Genomic DNA, 16,327 nt, shown 5'->3' with positions numbered 1-16,327 from the left:
ATTTTTGCCCGTATTAAAGCTTTTCGGCAAATTCACTCATCGGCTTGCGCACGTCATGACGAGGTGACGGCACACCGTTCTGCGGGTCGGCATAGCCAACGTCCAAAAGGCAAGCAAGCTTGATGTTTTCCGGGAAGCCAAATTCATGTTCAATGTGAGAAGCATTGAAACCGCGAGCCCAAAGCGTTGCAAGCCCAAGGTCTGTCGCCTGCATCATCATCGAAGTCGTGACGATGCTAGAATCCATAATGCCACTTTTGAAATCGTCCATGTAGGTCGTCGGAGAGTAGACCTTATTGTCGTCATAACAGACCATAAGCACCACAGGAGCGTTATACGCCATGCGCGTGATGCCACGAATCTTCTTGAGCGCTTCGGGAGACTGGAGAACCTTGATAAACACCGGTTGACCGTTTACCGCCGTCGGAGCGATACGGCCCGCTTCGAGAACCTGCATCAGTTTTTCGGGTTCAACTTCTTTTTCGCTAAAAGCACGGCAACTAAAACGATTTCTGGCCAATTCAATAAATGACATAAGTACTCCTTTCCTTTTTCTGTATCTTTCCTTTTTCTGTATATCTATAAAAACAATATACCTCTGTCAACAATGTTTATAGAAAGCATTCCTCTTAGCAATTATATTAAAATATTTCCAAAAATATCTCGACAAAAGACCACTTCACGAACGATAATAAAACGAGGTGCGTCAAAATTCTATAATATTCTTACGAAAAAAGGATATATTCCATTAGGTAAAATAAGGAATTAAACAATGGCAACAAAAAAGACCGAAGAAAAAGTCGTCGCAAAAGACAAAGAGCATCTAAAAAAATTGATTGAAGACTCCATAAAAGAAAAAGGTATTAATTGCAATCTCAATTTCATCGATGTTTCTAACATAACAGACATGTGTTGGTTATTTCATTCATCGGAATTTAACGGAGACATCAGCAAGTGGGACGTGTCTAACGTGACCAACATGAGCTACATGTTCGATGAATCTCAATTCAACGGCGATATCAGCAAATGGGACGTGTCTAACGTGACCAACATGAGCTACATGTTCGATGAATCTCAATTCAACGGCGATATCAGCAAATGGGACGTGTCTAACGTGACCAACATGAGCTACATGTTCGATGAATCTCAATTCAACGGCGATATCAGCAAATGGGACGTGTCTAACGTGACCAACATGAGCTACATGTTCGCAGGTTCTCAATTCAACGGCGACATCAGCAACTGGAACGTGTCTAACGTGACCAACATGAGCTACATGTTCGCAGGTTCTCAATTCAACGGCGACATCAGCAACTGGAACGTGTCTAACGTGACCAACATGAGCAACATGTTCACTGATTCGCAATTCAACGGCGACATCAGCAACTGGAACGTGTCTAACGTGACCGACATGAGTTTCATGTTCGAAGCCGGCAAGAATTTCATGTTCGGACGATCTCAATTCAACGGCAACATCAGCAACTGGGACGTGTCTAACGTGACCAACATGAGTTTCATGTTCGGACGATCTCAATTCAACGGCGACATCAGCAACTGGGACGTATCAAAAGTCACAAACATGCAAGGAATGTTTGCTGAATCTATATTCAACGGCGACATCAGCAACTGGAACGTGTCTAACGTGACCGACATGGACTACATGTTCGCACGTTCTCAATTCAACGGTGACATCAGCAAGTGGGATGTTTCAAAAGTAAAAAACAAGAAGGTCATTTTCAGTGATTCTTTGCTTGAAAAAAGCGATAACCTTCCCAAAGGGGTCTCTAAAAGCAAGAATGCATCACAAAAAAAGCCATCCACAAAAAAGCCCGAAAACTTGTTTATGTTGAATACAATCACCATGAGCGATGCTCAAATCAAAAAATTCAACAGCATCTATAATGAAAAAAACATTCCTGAAATTTTTGGCAAAAAAGGTGCTGCATTAAACAAAATTTTAAGTGGAAAAACAACATTCAAAACAGCTAAAACACCGCCAATCGAAGTCTATAAAGATATGGCAGAAAAGGGTCTTGAATTCAACATCCACTGGGAAGGCACAGAATTTACAGAACTCGAATCTTGGGGTGTCGGCAACGGCAATGCAAAAGGCGGAAATTTCTGGTATTGCATAGACTTTAACGAAACTAGAGCAAAATTCTTAGAAGATTACGACCAAGATTGGAATCCTCAATCTAGTGAATTTGTAAAGCACATGGACGAATATGGCAACAACTGCGAAATCAAAAAATTCCAAGTTGTAGTCCATGGCGATAGCCAGCAAAAAATTTTCGCGTTGCCCGTCAAAAAATTGCTTGAACCAAACAAAAGCACAGAAAAAGGACTCGTTATTTTCAAAATTCCTTATTATTTGGAAGGCAACTACGATTCCGCAGGTCGCAGTTGCAAAGATTTTAGCGACAACCTTCGTTGCACATCCAAAGACAGCAAAAAAGAACTTTACCTTTTGGATAAAAAAGGACAGAAAATCAAAAGCATCCTCGACTTTGACCATAGCGAACCAGATAAAAACGGTGATGTCTATTATCCTGTTCCAGCAAGCGATTTTGAAAAGAAATCCAAGAACAAAACACTCACCCAAGAAGCAATTGCTAAGTGGAAAAAACTGTTGGGCATGAAGTAAACACCACATTGAATAACAAGCAAAGAAAATAAAAATGAATGAAGAAAATAATATCAAACAATGTATTGAAGACTTTCTCAAAAAAAATTTAAACACCGAGTATATCTACAACGAATTTTCGTTGCAGTTTGAGCTTGGAATATTCTTAAGGAACAACGGATTCAATGTTTATTTTGAAAAGAACGTTATGGCCGAATTCGGCAAAGAATATTCTAAAGATTTCATAAAAAAAGAAATGGATCTTTACGTAATCGGCAAAGATAATGAAAAATACGCTATTGAGTTAAAATATCCTACAAATGGAGCATACCCAAAACGAATGTTTCAATTTTTAGCAGATATTCAGTTTATGGAATCTGTAAAAAAGAATCTTTCTTTCACCAAGACTTTTTGTCTAGCTCTAATAAATACAGACAGAAAAGGCGGACCATTTATGGTGATTGGCAAAAAAAATACCAATGACGAACTAAAACCGATTTATTCTCTTTTCCGATCATCAGAGAATTCTTATAATAACAGCGACCAATTTTTTGCACAACAGCCGATCCATGGAAAAATCAATAATCCAATAAATTCAAAAAAATCAACTGAACCACCATTTGTAAAAATTGAAGGATCTTACAATATCAAATGGAATAAGGCAAACGAAAATTTTTGGTATTATCTGCTTGAAATATAACCCATGCTCTCATCCCCCCACACCTCAATCATCGCCCGCGACCGCGATCACCTAGAACAACTAATCAAAAAAGCCATCGAAAAAGATGGTCCCAATTGCGATTTGAACTTTATTGACGTATCCAACATAACGGATATGTCAGGATTGTTCAGTAGATTTAGCTTTTTCAACAATGAGTTTCATAAATTCAACGGCGACATCAGCAAATGGGATGTATCCAATGTCAAACGCATGGACGGCATGTTCTTTGAATCCGTATTCAATGGCGATATAAGCAAGTGGAATGTATCAAATGTCCAAGATATGCATTCCATGTTTATCGAATCCCTGTTCAACGGAGACATTAGTAACTGGAACGTTTCCAATGTCAAAGACATGCATTCCATGTTCGCTGAATCGCAATTCAATGGCGATATAAGCAAGTGGAATGTGTCCAATGTCGAATACATGTATTCCATGTTCTGCAATAGCCCTTTCAATGGCGATATCAGCAAATGGAACGTATCCAAAGTCAAAAACATGCACAGCATGTTCGCCGGATCCAAGTTCAATGGCGACATCAGTAACTGGGACGTTTCCCATGTGAAAGATATGAACGGCATGTTCGAATGTTCAGAATTCAAAGGAGACATCAGCAAGTGGGAAACAGAACGTTTGCTAGACCTCCACGGAATGTTCCGCGATTCTGAATTTGAAAAATCAGGGAAAGCAAAAGAGTGGCTCGATCGAGTTTATCCGCTCATGATCGAAAGCTCTACCGATTTCGATGGTCACGTTACCGCGTTGAACCGCGAACATCTGCTCAATTTAATCGAGGCTTCAATGTGGTTGCATGGTCCAAATTGCGACTTGAACTTTATCGACACATCCAATGTAACAGTGATGGACGAGTTGTTCTATGGCTCTCCGTTTAACGGCGATATCAGCAAATGGGATGTATCCAAAGTGAATTCAATGTACTCCATGTTCACAAATTCTCATTTCTCTGGAGACATCAGTAATTGGAACGTCTCAAAAGTGAAATGCATGTACGACATGTTTGAAGGTTCTGCACTCGAAAAACTCGGCAAAATTCCCAAGTGGTATGACGAATCGTTGATTTAGGCACCTACGGTGTCCGAATAACGGTACAATTTTTCATTTAAAAATTCTTCATTAAACGAACAAAACATAAAAATCTAAGTTCTAAGTTCTAAGCTCTAATTACTATATTTACGCACATGAAGAATTTTTACGTTACAACCCCAATTTATTATGTAAATGATGCCCCGCATATCGGGCATTCCTACACGACCGTTCTCGCAGATATCCTTACCCGTTTCCACAAGATCATCGGCTACCAGACATTCTTCTTGACCGGTACCGACGAACACGGTCAGAAGGTGCAGCGCGCCGCTGCCAAGCGCAACGTGACTCCGCAGGAACACGTGGACGAATACTACCACCGCTTCGAAGACCTCTGGAAGAAGATGAACATCCAGAACGACTTCTTCATCCGCACGACGATGCCGGAACACAAGGCATTTGTGCAGGAATGTTTGCAGAAACTCTGGGACAAGGGTGAAATTTACTCGAAGGAATACGAAGGCTGGTACTCCGTTGGCGAAGAACGCTTCTTCAGCGAAGACGAACTCGACGAAAACAAGTGCGACCCGATCAGCCACCGCCCGGTGGAATGGCTCAAGGAAAAGAATTACTTCTTCAAGATGAGCGCCTACCAGCAGAAGTTGATTGACTTCTTGGAAAGCCACAAGGACTGGATTGTGCCGGACTACCGCTGGAACGAAATCCGAGGATTCCTCCGCCAGCCGCTGAACGACCTCTGCATCAGCCGTCCGAAGATCCGCCTCAGCTGGGGCATTCCGCTGCCGTTCGACCCGGACTACGTGACTTACGTCTGGTTTGACGCTCTCCTCAACTATGTGAGCGCCTCCACCGCCTTCCACAAGACTTATGCTGATGGCACTCCGATTTGGCCCGCCTCTTACCACCTCATCGGTAAGGACATTTTGACAACTCATAGCGTCTATTGGCCGACCATGCTCATGGCTCTCGACATTCCGCTCCCGCAGCACATCCTCGCCCACGGCTGGTGGCTCGTGAACGGTGGCGAAAAGATGAGCAAGTCCGCAGGCAACGTCGTGAACCCGATGGACTACATGGAAAAGTACGGCATCGACGCCTTCCGCTACTTCCTCGCTCGAGAAATGGTTGTCGGTCAAGACGCGAACTTCACGCACGAAGGCTTTGTCCGCCGCATCAACAGCGACCTTGCTAACGATCTCGGTAACGTTTTGAACCGCGTCCACCGCTTGGTGCTCACGAACTTCGGTGGCGTACTCCCGGCTCCGAACGCTCTCGATGATGCCGCAAACGAAGTGATTACGATTGCAAACCGCGTCCGCACAAACGTGATGGAATGGGTTCCGCAGGTCAAGCTTTCCCAGGTCGTCGAAGAAATCATGACGCTCGTCCGCAGCATCAACCGCTACCTCGAAATCAAGGCTCCGTGGAAACTCGCCAAGGACGAATCCAAGAAGGACGAACTCGCAACCGTGCTTTACATTTCTGCTGAAGCCGTGCGTCTCTCGCTCAGCATGCTCTGGCCGGTCATCCCGGGCAAGAGCGAAGAAGGTCTCGCCATGATCGGCAGCAAGTTCACCGACCAGAACGACCTCGTGTGGGGCATCCTCAAGGGTGGCGAAAAGTTCGGCGAAGGCAAGCCGCTCTTCCCGCGTATCGAAGAAGAAGTCAAGAAGGCTGAACCGCAGCAGGCCAAGCCGAAGCAGAACAAGCCGCTTATGGCAGCAGACGTTCCGGCCGCTATGGACCTCCGTGTTGCACAAATTAAGGAAGTCGCCGACCATCCGGACGCAAGCAGCTTGTACGTACTCAAGGTCGATGCAGGCGAAGGCGAACTCCGCACGATTTGCAGTGGCCTTAAGAGCAGCTACCAGGCAAACGAACTCCAGGACCGCAAGATTCTCTTGTTCGCAAACTTGAAGCCGAGCGCCCTCCGTGGCATCATGAGCCAGGGTATGCTCTTTGCAGGCGACCTCGAACCGGAAACGCACAAGTGCAGACTCGTGAGCGTCCCGGAAGATGCAAAGCCGGGTGACCGCGCTTTGTTCAAGGGTGTTGCTCCGAGCGAACCGCGCGAGCTCAAGGTCAAGGACTTCGAAAAGATTGCTCTCACCGCAAAGGGTGGCGCTGTGTTCTGTGACGCGCTCGCTCTTGAAGTGAACGGCAAGCCGGTGACTTGCGACGTCGCTGACGGCGCTGGGATACACTAGTTAATAGAAAGAACGAAAGAGAGCCTGCCAAACGGCGGGTTCTTTTTTTGTATATTGAACAACATGAAAGAAAAAATTCAGAAGATTTATCAAGACGCACTCGTCTATCTCAAATCCTTAAATTGGATTGTCCTGCTCGGCATTGCCGCATTCAGCATCGCACTCGCCATCATCAACAACATCCGCGTCGATGACGCCAAATCCGTCGATTGGATTGGCACCCAAGATGTCCTCGAAAAGCCGGCAGACATTCTTTAAGGAGTTCCCATGATTGCATGTTTTGAAAAAGAAAATCTCAAGAAGACCATTATCGCGGGCATTCTCCTTCTCGTAGCAACATTCTTCGTGACCGTTGGCGTTGCCGAAATCAGCTTCCCCGAAACGATTCTCACGTTCACCGACCAAGAATGGCTCCTCGACATTTGGCCGAAGGCATACCGCTACAACATCCACGTTGGCGTTGGCGCAATCGTTCTCGCTTGTGCGCTCATCTTCCCGGCCATCAAGATTCAAAAGGACTTTGCCATCCGCGCTCTTGAAACGCTTTGCCGCGTAGGCATTGGTGGCATGTTCATTTTCGCCTCCATTTTCAAGATCCAGGACCCGCATCAGTTTGCAACGCTCGTTGCGCAGTACCAGTTTTTCTCGGCATTGCACCTCGACTTCGTGAACAATTTCTTTGCGCTCGTGTACCCGCAATTTGAATTCTGGTTCGGGCTTGCGATGATCGTGTCGCCGTTTGTCCGCGAATCGGCATTTGCGATTTTCTGGATGTTCGTAAGTTTCATCATCGCACTCGCCTGGGCTCTTTGGAACGACCTCGGCATCACTTGCGGTTGCTTTGAACTCGAAGGCGCACAGGATAAGGCAGAAGCCTGGACTAGCCTCATCCGTGACCTCATCCTCATTTGGCCGACGCTCTGGCTCGCCTTCCGCAAAAACAAGAGCATCATCGGCATCTGGAAAAAAGACAAGGAAGTGAAGTAATGCAATCGTGGCACAAGACCCCGTCTATCCTTAGCATTATCTTTGGAACCGCACTCGCCTGCTCGGCGCACCCGGTCGACATGCCACACCACGTTACCCTAGCGGATTCGGCACACTCCAAAGAGCTGAACATCAACGTCCAGCTCCTGGATTCTCTTGCCATTACGAATTTCAGTAGGGCGAAAACGCATTACGACAATTCCATGTCCATACGCCTTTTCGCAAGCGGCAAATTCACCGACGCGTTCCTGTTTGATACCCGTGTCAAAGTCAACACGGACTACACAAACCGCTACATCAATTTCAATTACTACAATCCCGACGAAGGACTCCCCTACAACAAGCAGAGCGAACACAAACGCACTTGGGACCTCTTCGCCGCAAACGTAAGCTACAACCTTGAGCCGGTCAAGCTCCTCGCCGGATTTGACTTTTTGGAATGGGGCCCAGCCCGCCGTAACCACGTGATTTTACGCGGAGAACGCAATTTTTACCGTCCTTGGCAAGACAGCTCCAGCCGCATTCCCGATGCTGCCCCGACTCCTTATTTTGGCTACCAGTTCACGTTAGGCCCTATTGAATACACGCAATATGCAGCCAAACTTTTCGAGAAGAAGAACTTTGGCAAGTATTTCCATGCGCATCGCCTGAACTTAAACCTTCCAAAAGAAATCACACTCGGAATTTCTGAAACATCGCTTTATGGCACTACTACTGAAGCAGCGGGCTCAAATCCGAACCCCGATAGCGATAGCACGGGTCGTGAATTTGAATGGGCTTACGTTCTCCCCTTCATCCCTTACGTTTTTCAGGAACACCTGCAGGGCGATCAGGACAACATCTCGCTAGCATTTGACTTGAGCGTGAAAACACTCCCGAATTGGGAATTTTACGCTGAACTTTTGTGGGACGATATGAAGTCCCCGACAAGCATGTTTGACGATAGCTGGTGGGGCAACAAGTGGGCTACAACGCTCGGCGTCGCCCGTGACAATATCGAGGTCGGCCCCGTGAATCTCGACTGGATGTTCGAATACACGCGCATTGAGCCCTGGGTCTACACACACCACAAAGGGAAAGCTTACACATACGCAAGCTATGCCAAAAGCCTCGGCAGCGACCTCGGCCCGAATAGCCAAGAAGTCCATACCGAAGTGACCGCCACATACAACTTTATCAAGGCAACACTCTTCTTTGGCGCTGTAGCCAAAGATACCGCTTTCGGCGGGAATATCAATGATTTGCACACTCCCGAAAGCGCTATGGACAAAAAGTTCCTGAACGAAGAGACTACTATTCGCTACAAAGAACTTGGATTGACATTGAGCTTGACTCCGTGGGAATGGTTCAGCTTTAGAACAAGCTACACAAGATTCTTCGGAGACTTTAAAGGCTACCGCACTTATGCCGTCGGTAGCCTCCAGTGGTGATGTTTTTGTCATGCCCGCCTTGAGCGGGCATCTCCATCTTAAAACATCTTTTTCAACTCTTCCTCGTCGGTGGCGGCGAGGACTTTTTCTTTCCATTCGGGGTCGAGCAAGCGCTTTGCCACATTAGCAATCGTAACCGTATGCGCCATTGCCGATTCCGCCGGAGAGAGAAGCACGCACATAAATTGCGCCTTCTCGTCATTACGAGTTTTAATCCCCGTAATACCTTCACGGGCGACGACAAAAGCCATCAGCGGTTCCTTCAAACCAGGAACGCGCGTATGCGGGAGCAAAAGTCCCTGCCCCATATAAATGCCCTGAGCCACACGCTCAGAAAGCCCTTTCCATGTCGACATGGCGTCGAACGGATAAGGACTTTTCACAAGCGCGTCATAAGCGTAACCCAAAGCACGATTGAACTCCACAGGCTGCGCGTAAATACGCGTATAGATGAGAGCCATTACTGGAGAGCCCAATCCATGAACTTGAACACTTCAGGATCTGTAGCCTTGGCGATCTGCTTGAATTCGTCAAACAGCACACGGAGCTGAGCCTTGCCCGGTTCAATGTACTGTTCGAACTTTTCAATCTTCTTCACCTTGGAGAGGAAGCAGTAAGCACCGAGAGCCTGCATCAAGCGCTGCAAGCTAGCATGCACAAAGCCTTCCCAGGCATCGTCCTTCGTATAAATTCTTGTACCGCGGTACTGGCTGCGCCAATATTCAAAGAAGTCCTTGATCATCGGAAGCGGCAAGCTCACGTACGGGTCCCACAAGAGCGATGCGATATCATAGAACATGGAACCGCGACGAGCACCCTGGAAATCGACAAATGCGACTTCGGAATTCGGACGGATCATAATGTTCTGGCTCTGGAAATCGCGATGCATCAAGACCTTCGTCTGAGCTTCGACGGAAACTGCCACGAGCGAATAGAAATTGCGGACCGATTCCGGAATTTCCGTAATGCCCTTGTGGAGCTTGAGGTAATTCTCAGTAAAGTAATCGGATTCCCACTTGAGGGCGGCAAAGTCAAAGCGGCGGAGCCAAATTTCGGTGTGATGGCTGAACAGCTGATGGCTTGCATTCTGCCACTGGATAAGCGCATCAATCACTTCCGGGTACAGAATACGCGCACTGCCCGAAAGAACCTTCGTGCCATTCGGGAAAGCTTCGTCCAAGAGGCTGCGTTTGCCCAAGTCTTCTTGCAACACCTGGCAAGCATCTTCGTCAACGCAATAAACGCGCGGGACCGGCAAGCCGTACTCCCTGAACGTCTTGGAATACTCGACAAAGTGCTTGAAATCTTCATTCACTTCGGCACTTACCTGCAAGACGCTTTTACGTTCATCGCTAGCGATACGGAAATAACGCCTTCCAGAGCCTGCACCGGCAATGGGAGTCACAGTAAAGTTTTCAGTATAACCATGAGTCAAGAGATACTCATGAATACTCGGAGAAATTTTAATAATATCGTTTTGCATGCTTTTAATATACAATAAGAAAGAGGAAAATGACAAAGAAAATGTAGGTTATTGGTCATTAGTTGCTAGTTATAAGCAATAAACCAAAGACTATGGACTAACAACTAAAGACTATCTTACGAGAACTTAATTCTCGGGTCGACTAGCGTATAAAGGATATCGCTAAAGAGGCGCCCCACCATTGCCATAAGGCTGCTGAGGAAGATGATCCCCATCACCACGTTATAATCGCGGTTGACCATCGAATTGTAATACAAAAGCCCCATACCATCGATATCAAAGACTTTTTCGATGAGGAGTGCACCCGCAAACATAAGCGTGCAAATTTCCGAAAGGCGCGTTGCAATCGGGATAAGCGCATTGCGGAGCGCGTGACGCACAAGAGCCTGCTTAAAGCTCAACCCCTTTGCCAAAGCCGTACGCATGTAATCGCGGCCCAGTTCCTCAAGTGCGGAGTTTTTCATGAGGAACGTGAGGAACGCAAATTCGCTAATCATGTAACAGAAAATCGGGAGCGCCAAATGTTGCGCCAAGTCAAAGACCTTCCCGAAGAACGTGAAATCCTCAAAGTCATCGCTTGTAAGCCCACCGAGCGGGAAAATGTCCAAGTACGAACCACCCGCCAAAAAGATGATGAGCAAAATGCCAAGCGCATAACCCGGCATCACGTAACCCGAGAAAATAAGACCGCTCGTAAAAGAATCAAGCTTGCTTCCGTGATGCACCGCCTTCCAGAGCCCAAGCGGAATGCAAATAAGGTAGCTCAAGAAGAACGAGGTCACGCCAAAGAACAAAGAAATCGGGAAACGGCTTACAATCACATCCCAGACCGGAAGTCCGTACGTGTAGCTTTCCCCAAGATTCAAATGCAAAACATTCCAAAGCCACGTGAGGTAACGTTTCCACGCAGGCTGGTCAAAACCAAAGTACGCCTGAATTTGCGCAATCTGGTCCGGCGAGAGCGCCTTGGACGCATCCACGCCACCCTTCATCGAAGCCGCCTGTTGCGCACGAGAAATCAGCTCTTCGACAGGTCCACCCGGCAAGAGCTGAATCAAGATAAAGCACACCAACGAAATCCCGATAAGCGTCGGGATCATCAGCAGCAAACGACGAAGGATATAGGATCGCATTTATCTCATTTTTCCAGAACGCAAGACGTCCATCATGTTGAACGGCTTTGCGGTACCGGCGGCAATCTGGTCGGCGAGGAAGTTCACAGCATCAACAGTGCCTTCGGCATAAATCTTGCGACCGCAAACATTGTGCTGGAATTCAAAGTGAACCGTGCCGTCAGCGCTATCGAGGCTGTAGGTATGGAATGCGTGACCGCCGAGATATTCTTCGGGCACGTGCATGCGTTCCATCTGTTCTTTTTCGTTACGGACCTTTTCAATATCGTCCGGCGTGTAGTCAAAACCCATCTTCTGGAAGGTGCTTACGACTGCACGAGCTGTACCGCTTGTATCAGCCTTAGTCTTCTGGTGGCTTTCAACCACGGAAAGCTTGTAGCCTTCAAATGCGGTCGGGAATTCCTTGGCCAAGAATTCAATCATCATCTGGAAAGCGACAATCTGCTTAGCCATGTTCGGAGCGATGACGCTCGGATGGTTGGCATCGGCAACGAGCTTTGCAAGGGCTTCGCGGTCACCGCCGGTCGTTCCCATCACGAACGGGATCTTGTGCTTCACGTAGAAAGCGGCGTTGTCGTTCACTGCCGTCGGATGCGTGTAGTCAATGCAAATCATGTTCGGATACTTGGCAAGCACTTCGCCAATGCGGGCTTCTCGGTTGGATGGCTTCAAGAGCTGAATCGTCTTGCCTGCAACTTCGGCTTCGTTTTCGACGATAATTTCACCCGTCAAAGAATACGGGACAAGTTCCAAACCACGGGCAACACAAGTTTCGGCCACGATGCGGCCCATGCTTCCCGGAATACCATTAACCATCACTTGGATAGACATAAAATCTCCTGTTGTTTTTCCGTTTGACAAGATAGAAAAAAAGGGCGGGCTTTAGACCCGTCCTGTAAACTCAAGCTAAAAGATTAGCTTATTTGCCACGAGAGTCAATCTTATACTTTGCAGTATTCTTGGCACCGTGCTTCTTTAAAGCCTTGATGAGGCGAGTATAACCTTCATTCGTAGCCCAGTCGAGCACAGAGTAACCCTGACCGCACTTGGCGTTCACATCGACACCCTTGTTGATGAGGAACATCATAGCGTCGTAGTTACCAGACTTGACAGCCCAATGAATCGGCATATAGCCATCCGGGCTACGGTTTTCAAGCGGAGCACCAGCGTTAGCGAGCACTTCGAGCATGTCAGCCTTGCCAGTCTTTGCGGCGATAAGAACTGCGGTAGCGAGGTTCTGCGGTTCAACGCCTTCCTTCTTGAGCTGATCCAAGATGCGGACGACAACTTCCTTGTTGCCCATCATGACAGCGTTATCGATAACCGGTTCGCCATTGCCGTTGTTGACATTAGCCTTTGCGCCATGATCAAACAAGTAGTTGAGCACCATCATGTTGCCCTTGTTTGCTGCGATAGCGACAGCATTATTGCCGTTATCTGCCGGCTGGTCAATTTCGAAAGAAGCCTGGAGGAACAAAGTCATCTTGGCGGTATCGCTATTGACCGCATAAGAGACGAACTGATTCGGCGTAAAGCCAATCTGCTTCTTCGTCAAATATCTACGAACAGACTGCGGGTCGTTCGGGTCCATGGTTTCTTCACAACCGGTCAAAGAAAAAATAAGACCAGCAGCACAGAGAGCCAAGATTTTCTTCTTCATATTATACTCCAATGAATTTTTGATTTTTCCAAGTTAAAACTACACTATTTTTTTCAAATTATTCCATAAAAAACACGAATTTACACATTTTTTTTCAAAAACAAACGATTATTTCTTGCTTTTCTTGGTCGTTTTAATTTTCAGCTTCTCATTGATCTTGATTTTCGTGTCTTTAAGCCCGTTCCACTTCACTATATCTTCAATCGTCACACCATACTGGCGCGAAATATCCCAAAGTCCCTCGCCCTTCTTGACGACATGAGTAATCTCTTCGATCTTCGGGGTGCTTGGAGCCGGCGTGGAAGTTCCCGGAATCTTGATCTTTTGTCCGACCTTGATGTTCGAGGAATTGCCCATTTCGTTCATTTCACGGATGGCGGCAACCGTCGTCGAGAACTTTTTGGCGATAGCAAACAAATTGTCACCAGCTTCAACCGTGTAGATAATCGTCGTGCTGACCGGAGCTTTTTTCGAAGACTTAGAATTAGAATTCGAAGACTTTTCTGCGGTCTTTTTGGATGACTTACTCGAGGTCTTGGAATCCGAAGATTCTACAACCTTAGCGGGCTCGACAGGGAATTCTTCGTCAGTCGCCTTGGACATTTTGCGCGGCGGACGGACATAAGCAGGAATAGCAAGAGAATCGCCAATCGTGAGTCGCTTGGTAAAGCCGCTGTTTGCCTGCAACAGGAGAAACACAGGGACTTTATACTTCTTTGCGATTTCGGCATAGGTATCCCCCGCCTTGACCACATACATTTCGCCTTTCTTGAGGGCAACGCGTTGTTGGATAAAGCTCGTCGGCTTGAGATCTGGCTTGGAAACGTAAATTGTATCGCCCTTCTTGACGTTATAACCCGTTTCAATATTATTCCAGACACGCAATGATTCTTGAGAAACGCCAAAGCGACGGGAAATGGAACCGAGATTATCGCCCAGCTGCACCACATATGTGCGGACCTTCGTCGGCTTTTTGCCTGTAGACCTGCGCGGAGCGACCTTGATCGGGATGAGCAGCGTACGACCCGGCTTAAGCTTTGTCTTTTTCATGTCGTTGGCACGCTGAATTTCTGCTACACGCACGCCATACTGTTGCGCAATAACGCCTATAGACTCACCCTTACGCACCTTGTGCTCTTTCCAGCTCGAAAAGCCGTTTTTTTCCATGCGGTCGTAGTTCTGCACAAAGGCGGCTCGCGTACCGTATGGCAAACGGAGCAAGTACGCATCGCGATTAGGCGGTGTACACCACATGGTCAATTCCATGTTCAACGTGCGAAGCGTATCTTCAGGAACCTTCAGGAACTTCGCAATTTCATCTAGAGAGAACGAATCGTAAACGGTAACCGTATCGTATGCCGGCAGCTGACGCTTGTTAACTTCCACATCGTAATGACTTGGATAATGACCAATGACCATCGCCGCAAGGATTCGCGGCACGTAATGCATGGTTTCTTGCGGGAGCTGCAAATCCCAGTATGTTACAGGGCGGTTGCCCCACGTAGAATCAGCCTTTTTCTCACGAATCAATCGACGGATTCTGCCTTCACCGCAGTTGTAGGCAGCCATCGACAAAAGCCAGTCGCCAAATTCGGCGTACAAGGTTGAAAGATAGCTCAAAGCGGCCTCAGTCGCCATTTCTGGATTGCGGCGCATATCAACCCAAAAATCAACTTCTAGACCATAGCGGATGCCGGTTTCCGGGATAAACTGCCACATGCCCGCCGCTTTTGCACGGCTATACGCCTTCACATTAAAGCCAGATTCCACCAATGCAAGGTAGATAAGGTCTCGTGGCATGCGCTTCTGGGCAAGCTTTGTATAGATCAAGGAATCGTACGCCGTCTTGCGGGAGAGCGAGCGAGTGATAAAGCCGCGTGCAGACGTCGTCATGTAATAGATTTCCTGCATGACGCGTTCGTTAAAGCGGATCGGGAGCGAGAAACGCCCGGCATCAACAGTGTCGAGGAAATTTTCGATAACGCGCATCGATGCGCTGTCGGCCGCATTTTCGTCGTAAGCGTCTACACCTTCAATAGTGAGGCTGTCCGTATTGGTAGAATCACTCCCCTCCTGTTCGGCGAGGTTCGGATAGACATCTTCTAAAGCCTGGACAATGCGCACAGGCATCTGCATTTTATAAATGGAATCTTCAGAACGTGTTAGCTTGCTCTTTGTAGAATCGAACTTCTCAGTTACGAGCAAACGCAGAGATTCTTCAAGATAATGCTTGGAAACAGCCCATTGATTATTATCAATTGCCTGAAGTCCATACTGATAATAGACCCACGAAGGCCTCGTCGAATCCCCAACAATTTCCTTACCTGGGTTTGGAGCAGGTACATCAATAGAAACCTTCTCCGGCTGGATAGGTTTTCCCTGAGATGACGCGGCAAGCTTCGCCTGCTTGGGAGCGCAGGCGCTCAAAAATAAAAGAACTAATGCAAGACCGAGTCTAACGAATTTATCCGACCATATCACTGGTCGAAATCCATGTCCTCGCCGTAGTCAGACCAAATGGGGTTACGGCCAAAGGATGGCTTGTCAAAATCGACTTCTTCGTCAACTTCTTCTTCCTGCGGTTCTTCTTCTTCCTTGATCAGATCATCTTCTTCGCCCAAATAGGTTGGATCCGGGGTATCATCGAACGCATCACTCTTAGGACGACGACCACAATAGTAAGCTTTATTCATATAAGCTTTCCTCCAATTTATTGCATCAATCTGTTCATGCCATATAGGATAACCCCACACATCACAAAAGCAGTCACGATTTGCAGAATGATAATCACTCTGTTAATCTTATACGCCTTTTGCGACTTTCGGTGCCATGACGGCAATTTATTTGCGGAGTTATTGTTTCTCACTTCGGAAGTGAAATATATACATAAATTTGAAAATGCAAACAGATAATCTAAAAAAATGTCTAAATTCTTTATGAAAAAATGAAACTATTTCTATCAACACTTCTCTTTTGCGCCGTTTTTCTGTTTGCGCAATCTGGATTTTCCTTTAATAG

15 protein-coding genes are annotated in these 16,327 nt (G+C 47.0%); 7 read left to right on the top strand and 8 right to left on the bottom strand.

The window, feature by feature from the left end; all coding sequences use genetic code 11:
- Positions 1–13: 13 nt before the first annotated feature.
- Positions 14–535, bottom strand: a complete 522-nt coding sequence (locus B9Y77_RS02230) for a nitroreductase family protein (RefSeq protein ID WP_085490304.1) — start codon at positions 533–535, stop codon at positions 14–16.
- Positions 536–772: 237 nt separating this feature from the next.
- On the opposite strand from B9Y77_RS02230, the gene B9Y77_RS02225 reads away from it, so the two are divergent.
- From B9Y77_RS02225 to B9Y77_RS02195, 7 genes are all read left to right on the top strand, one after another.
- On the top strand, positions 773–2,644 hold the full coding sequence (locus tag B9Y77_RS02225) for a BspA family leucine-rich repeat surface protein (protein WP_085490303.1): 1,872 nt from the start codon (positions 773–775) through the stop codon (positions 2,642–2,644).
- Between the two features lie 34 nt (positions 2,645–2,678).
- Positions 2,679–3,323 carry a hypothetical protein gene (locus tag B9Y77_RS02220; protein ID WP_073424285.1) on the top strand — a complete coding sequence of 215 codons (645 nt, stop codon included), beginning with the start codon at positions 2,679–2,681 and terminating at the stop codon, positions 3,321–3,323.
- A gap of 3 nt (positions 3,324–3,326) precedes the next feature.
- Positions 3,327–4,427, top strand: coding sequence for a BspA family leucine-rich repeat surface protein (locus tag B9Y77_RS02215; RefSeq protein WP_085490302.1), 1,101 nt, complete (start codon positions 3,327–3,329; stop codon positions 4,425–4,427).
- A 116-nt stretch (positions 4,428–4,543) separates the two neighbouring features.
- On the top strand, positions 4,544–6,616 hold the full coding sequence (gene metG / locus B9Y77_RS02210; protein WP_085490301.1) for a methionine--tRNA ligase: 2,073 nt from the start codon (positions 4,544–4,546) through the stop codon (positions 6,614–6,616).
- A 63-nt stretch (positions 6,617–6,679) separates the two neighbouring features.
- Positions 6,680–6,874 (top strand): hypothetical protein, encoded by a 195-nt coding sequence (locus tag B9Y77_RS02205; RefSeq protein WP_139829238.1) that lies wholly within the window; start codon positions 6,680–6,682, stop codon positions 6,872–6,874.
- A gap of 9 nt (positions 6,875–6,883) precedes the next feature.
- On the top strand, positions 6,884–7,603 hold the full coding sequence (locus B9Y77_RS02200; protein WP_085490299.1) for a MauE/DoxX family redox-associated membrane protein: 720 nt from the start codon (positions 6,884–6,886) through the stop codon (positions 7,601–7,603).
- Complete coding sequence (locus B9Y77_RS02195) at positions 7,603–9,033, top strand: hypothetical protein (protein ID WP_085490298.1); 1,431 nt, start codon at positions 7,603–7,605, stop codon at positions 9,031–9,033. The genes B9Y77_RS02200 and B9Y77_RS02195 overlap by 1 nt, the downstream gene beginning before the upstream one ends.
- Positions 9,034–9,071: 38 nt before the next feature.
- Here the strand turns inward: B9Y77_RS02195 and B9Y77_RS02190 are convergent, their stop codons facing one another.
- From B9Y77_RS02190 to B9Y77_RS02160, 7 genes are all read right to left on the bottom strand, one after another.
- Positions 9,072–9,494, bottom strand: coding sequence for a PTS sugar transporter subunit IIA (locus B9Y77_RS02190; RefSeq protein ID WP_085490297.1), 423 nt, complete (start codon positions 9,492–9,494; stop codon positions 9,072–9,074).
- Complete coding sequence (locus tag B9Y77_RS02185) at positions 9,494–10,516, bottom strand: aminoglycoside phosphotransferase family protein (protein ID WP_085490296.1); 1,023 nt, start codon at positions 10,514–10,516, stop codon at positions 9,494–9,496. Before B9Y77_RS02185 ends, B9Y77_RS02190 begins: the two co-directional genes overlap by 1 nt.
- A 116-nt stretch (positions 10,517–10,632) precedes the next feature.
- The gene (locus tag B9Y77_RS02180) at positions 10,633–11,649 is read right to left on the bottom strand and encodes an ABC transporter permease subunit (RefSeq protein ID WP_014545089.1); all 1,017 of its coding nucleotides are present in this window, start codon (positions 11,647–11,649) and stop codon (positions 10,633–10,635) included.
- Entirely contained in the window at positions 11,650–12,480 is an 831-nt protein-coding gene (gene dapB / locus B9Y77_RS02175; protein WP_085490295.1) for a dihydrodipicolinate reductase, read from the bottom strand. It lies immediately after the preceding gene.
- 88 nt (positions 12,481–12,568) lie between these two features.
- Positions 12,569–13,309, bottom strand: a complete 741-nt coding sequence (locus B9Y77_RS02170) for an ankyrin repeat domain-containing protein (RefSeq protein WP_085490294.1) — start codon at positions 13,307–13,309, stop codon at positions 12,569–12,571.
- A gap of 108 nt (positions 13,310–13,417) precedes the next feature.
- Positions 13,418–15,736 (bottom strand): LysM peptidoglycan-binding domain-containing protein, encoded by a 2,319-nt coding sequence (locus B9Y77_RS02165; RefSeq protein ID WP_254899891.1) that lies wholly within the window; start codon positions 15,734–15,736, stop codon positions 13,418–13,420.
- 50 nt (positions 15,737–15,786) lie between these two features.
- Entirely contained in the window at positions 15,787–16,002 is a 216-nt protein-coding gene (locus B9Y77_RS02160) for a hypothetical protein (RefSeq protein WP_015732474.1), read from the bottom strand.
- Positions 16,003–16,327 lie beyond the last annotated feature (325 nt).

Source organism: Fibrobacter sp. UWB13, from assembly GCF_900177805.1.
Classification (GTDB): Bacteria; Fibrobacterota; Fibrobacteria; order Fibrobacterales; family Fibrobacteraceae; genus Fibrobacter.
This window is presented reverse-complemented; position numbering and strand designations above follow the sequence as displayed.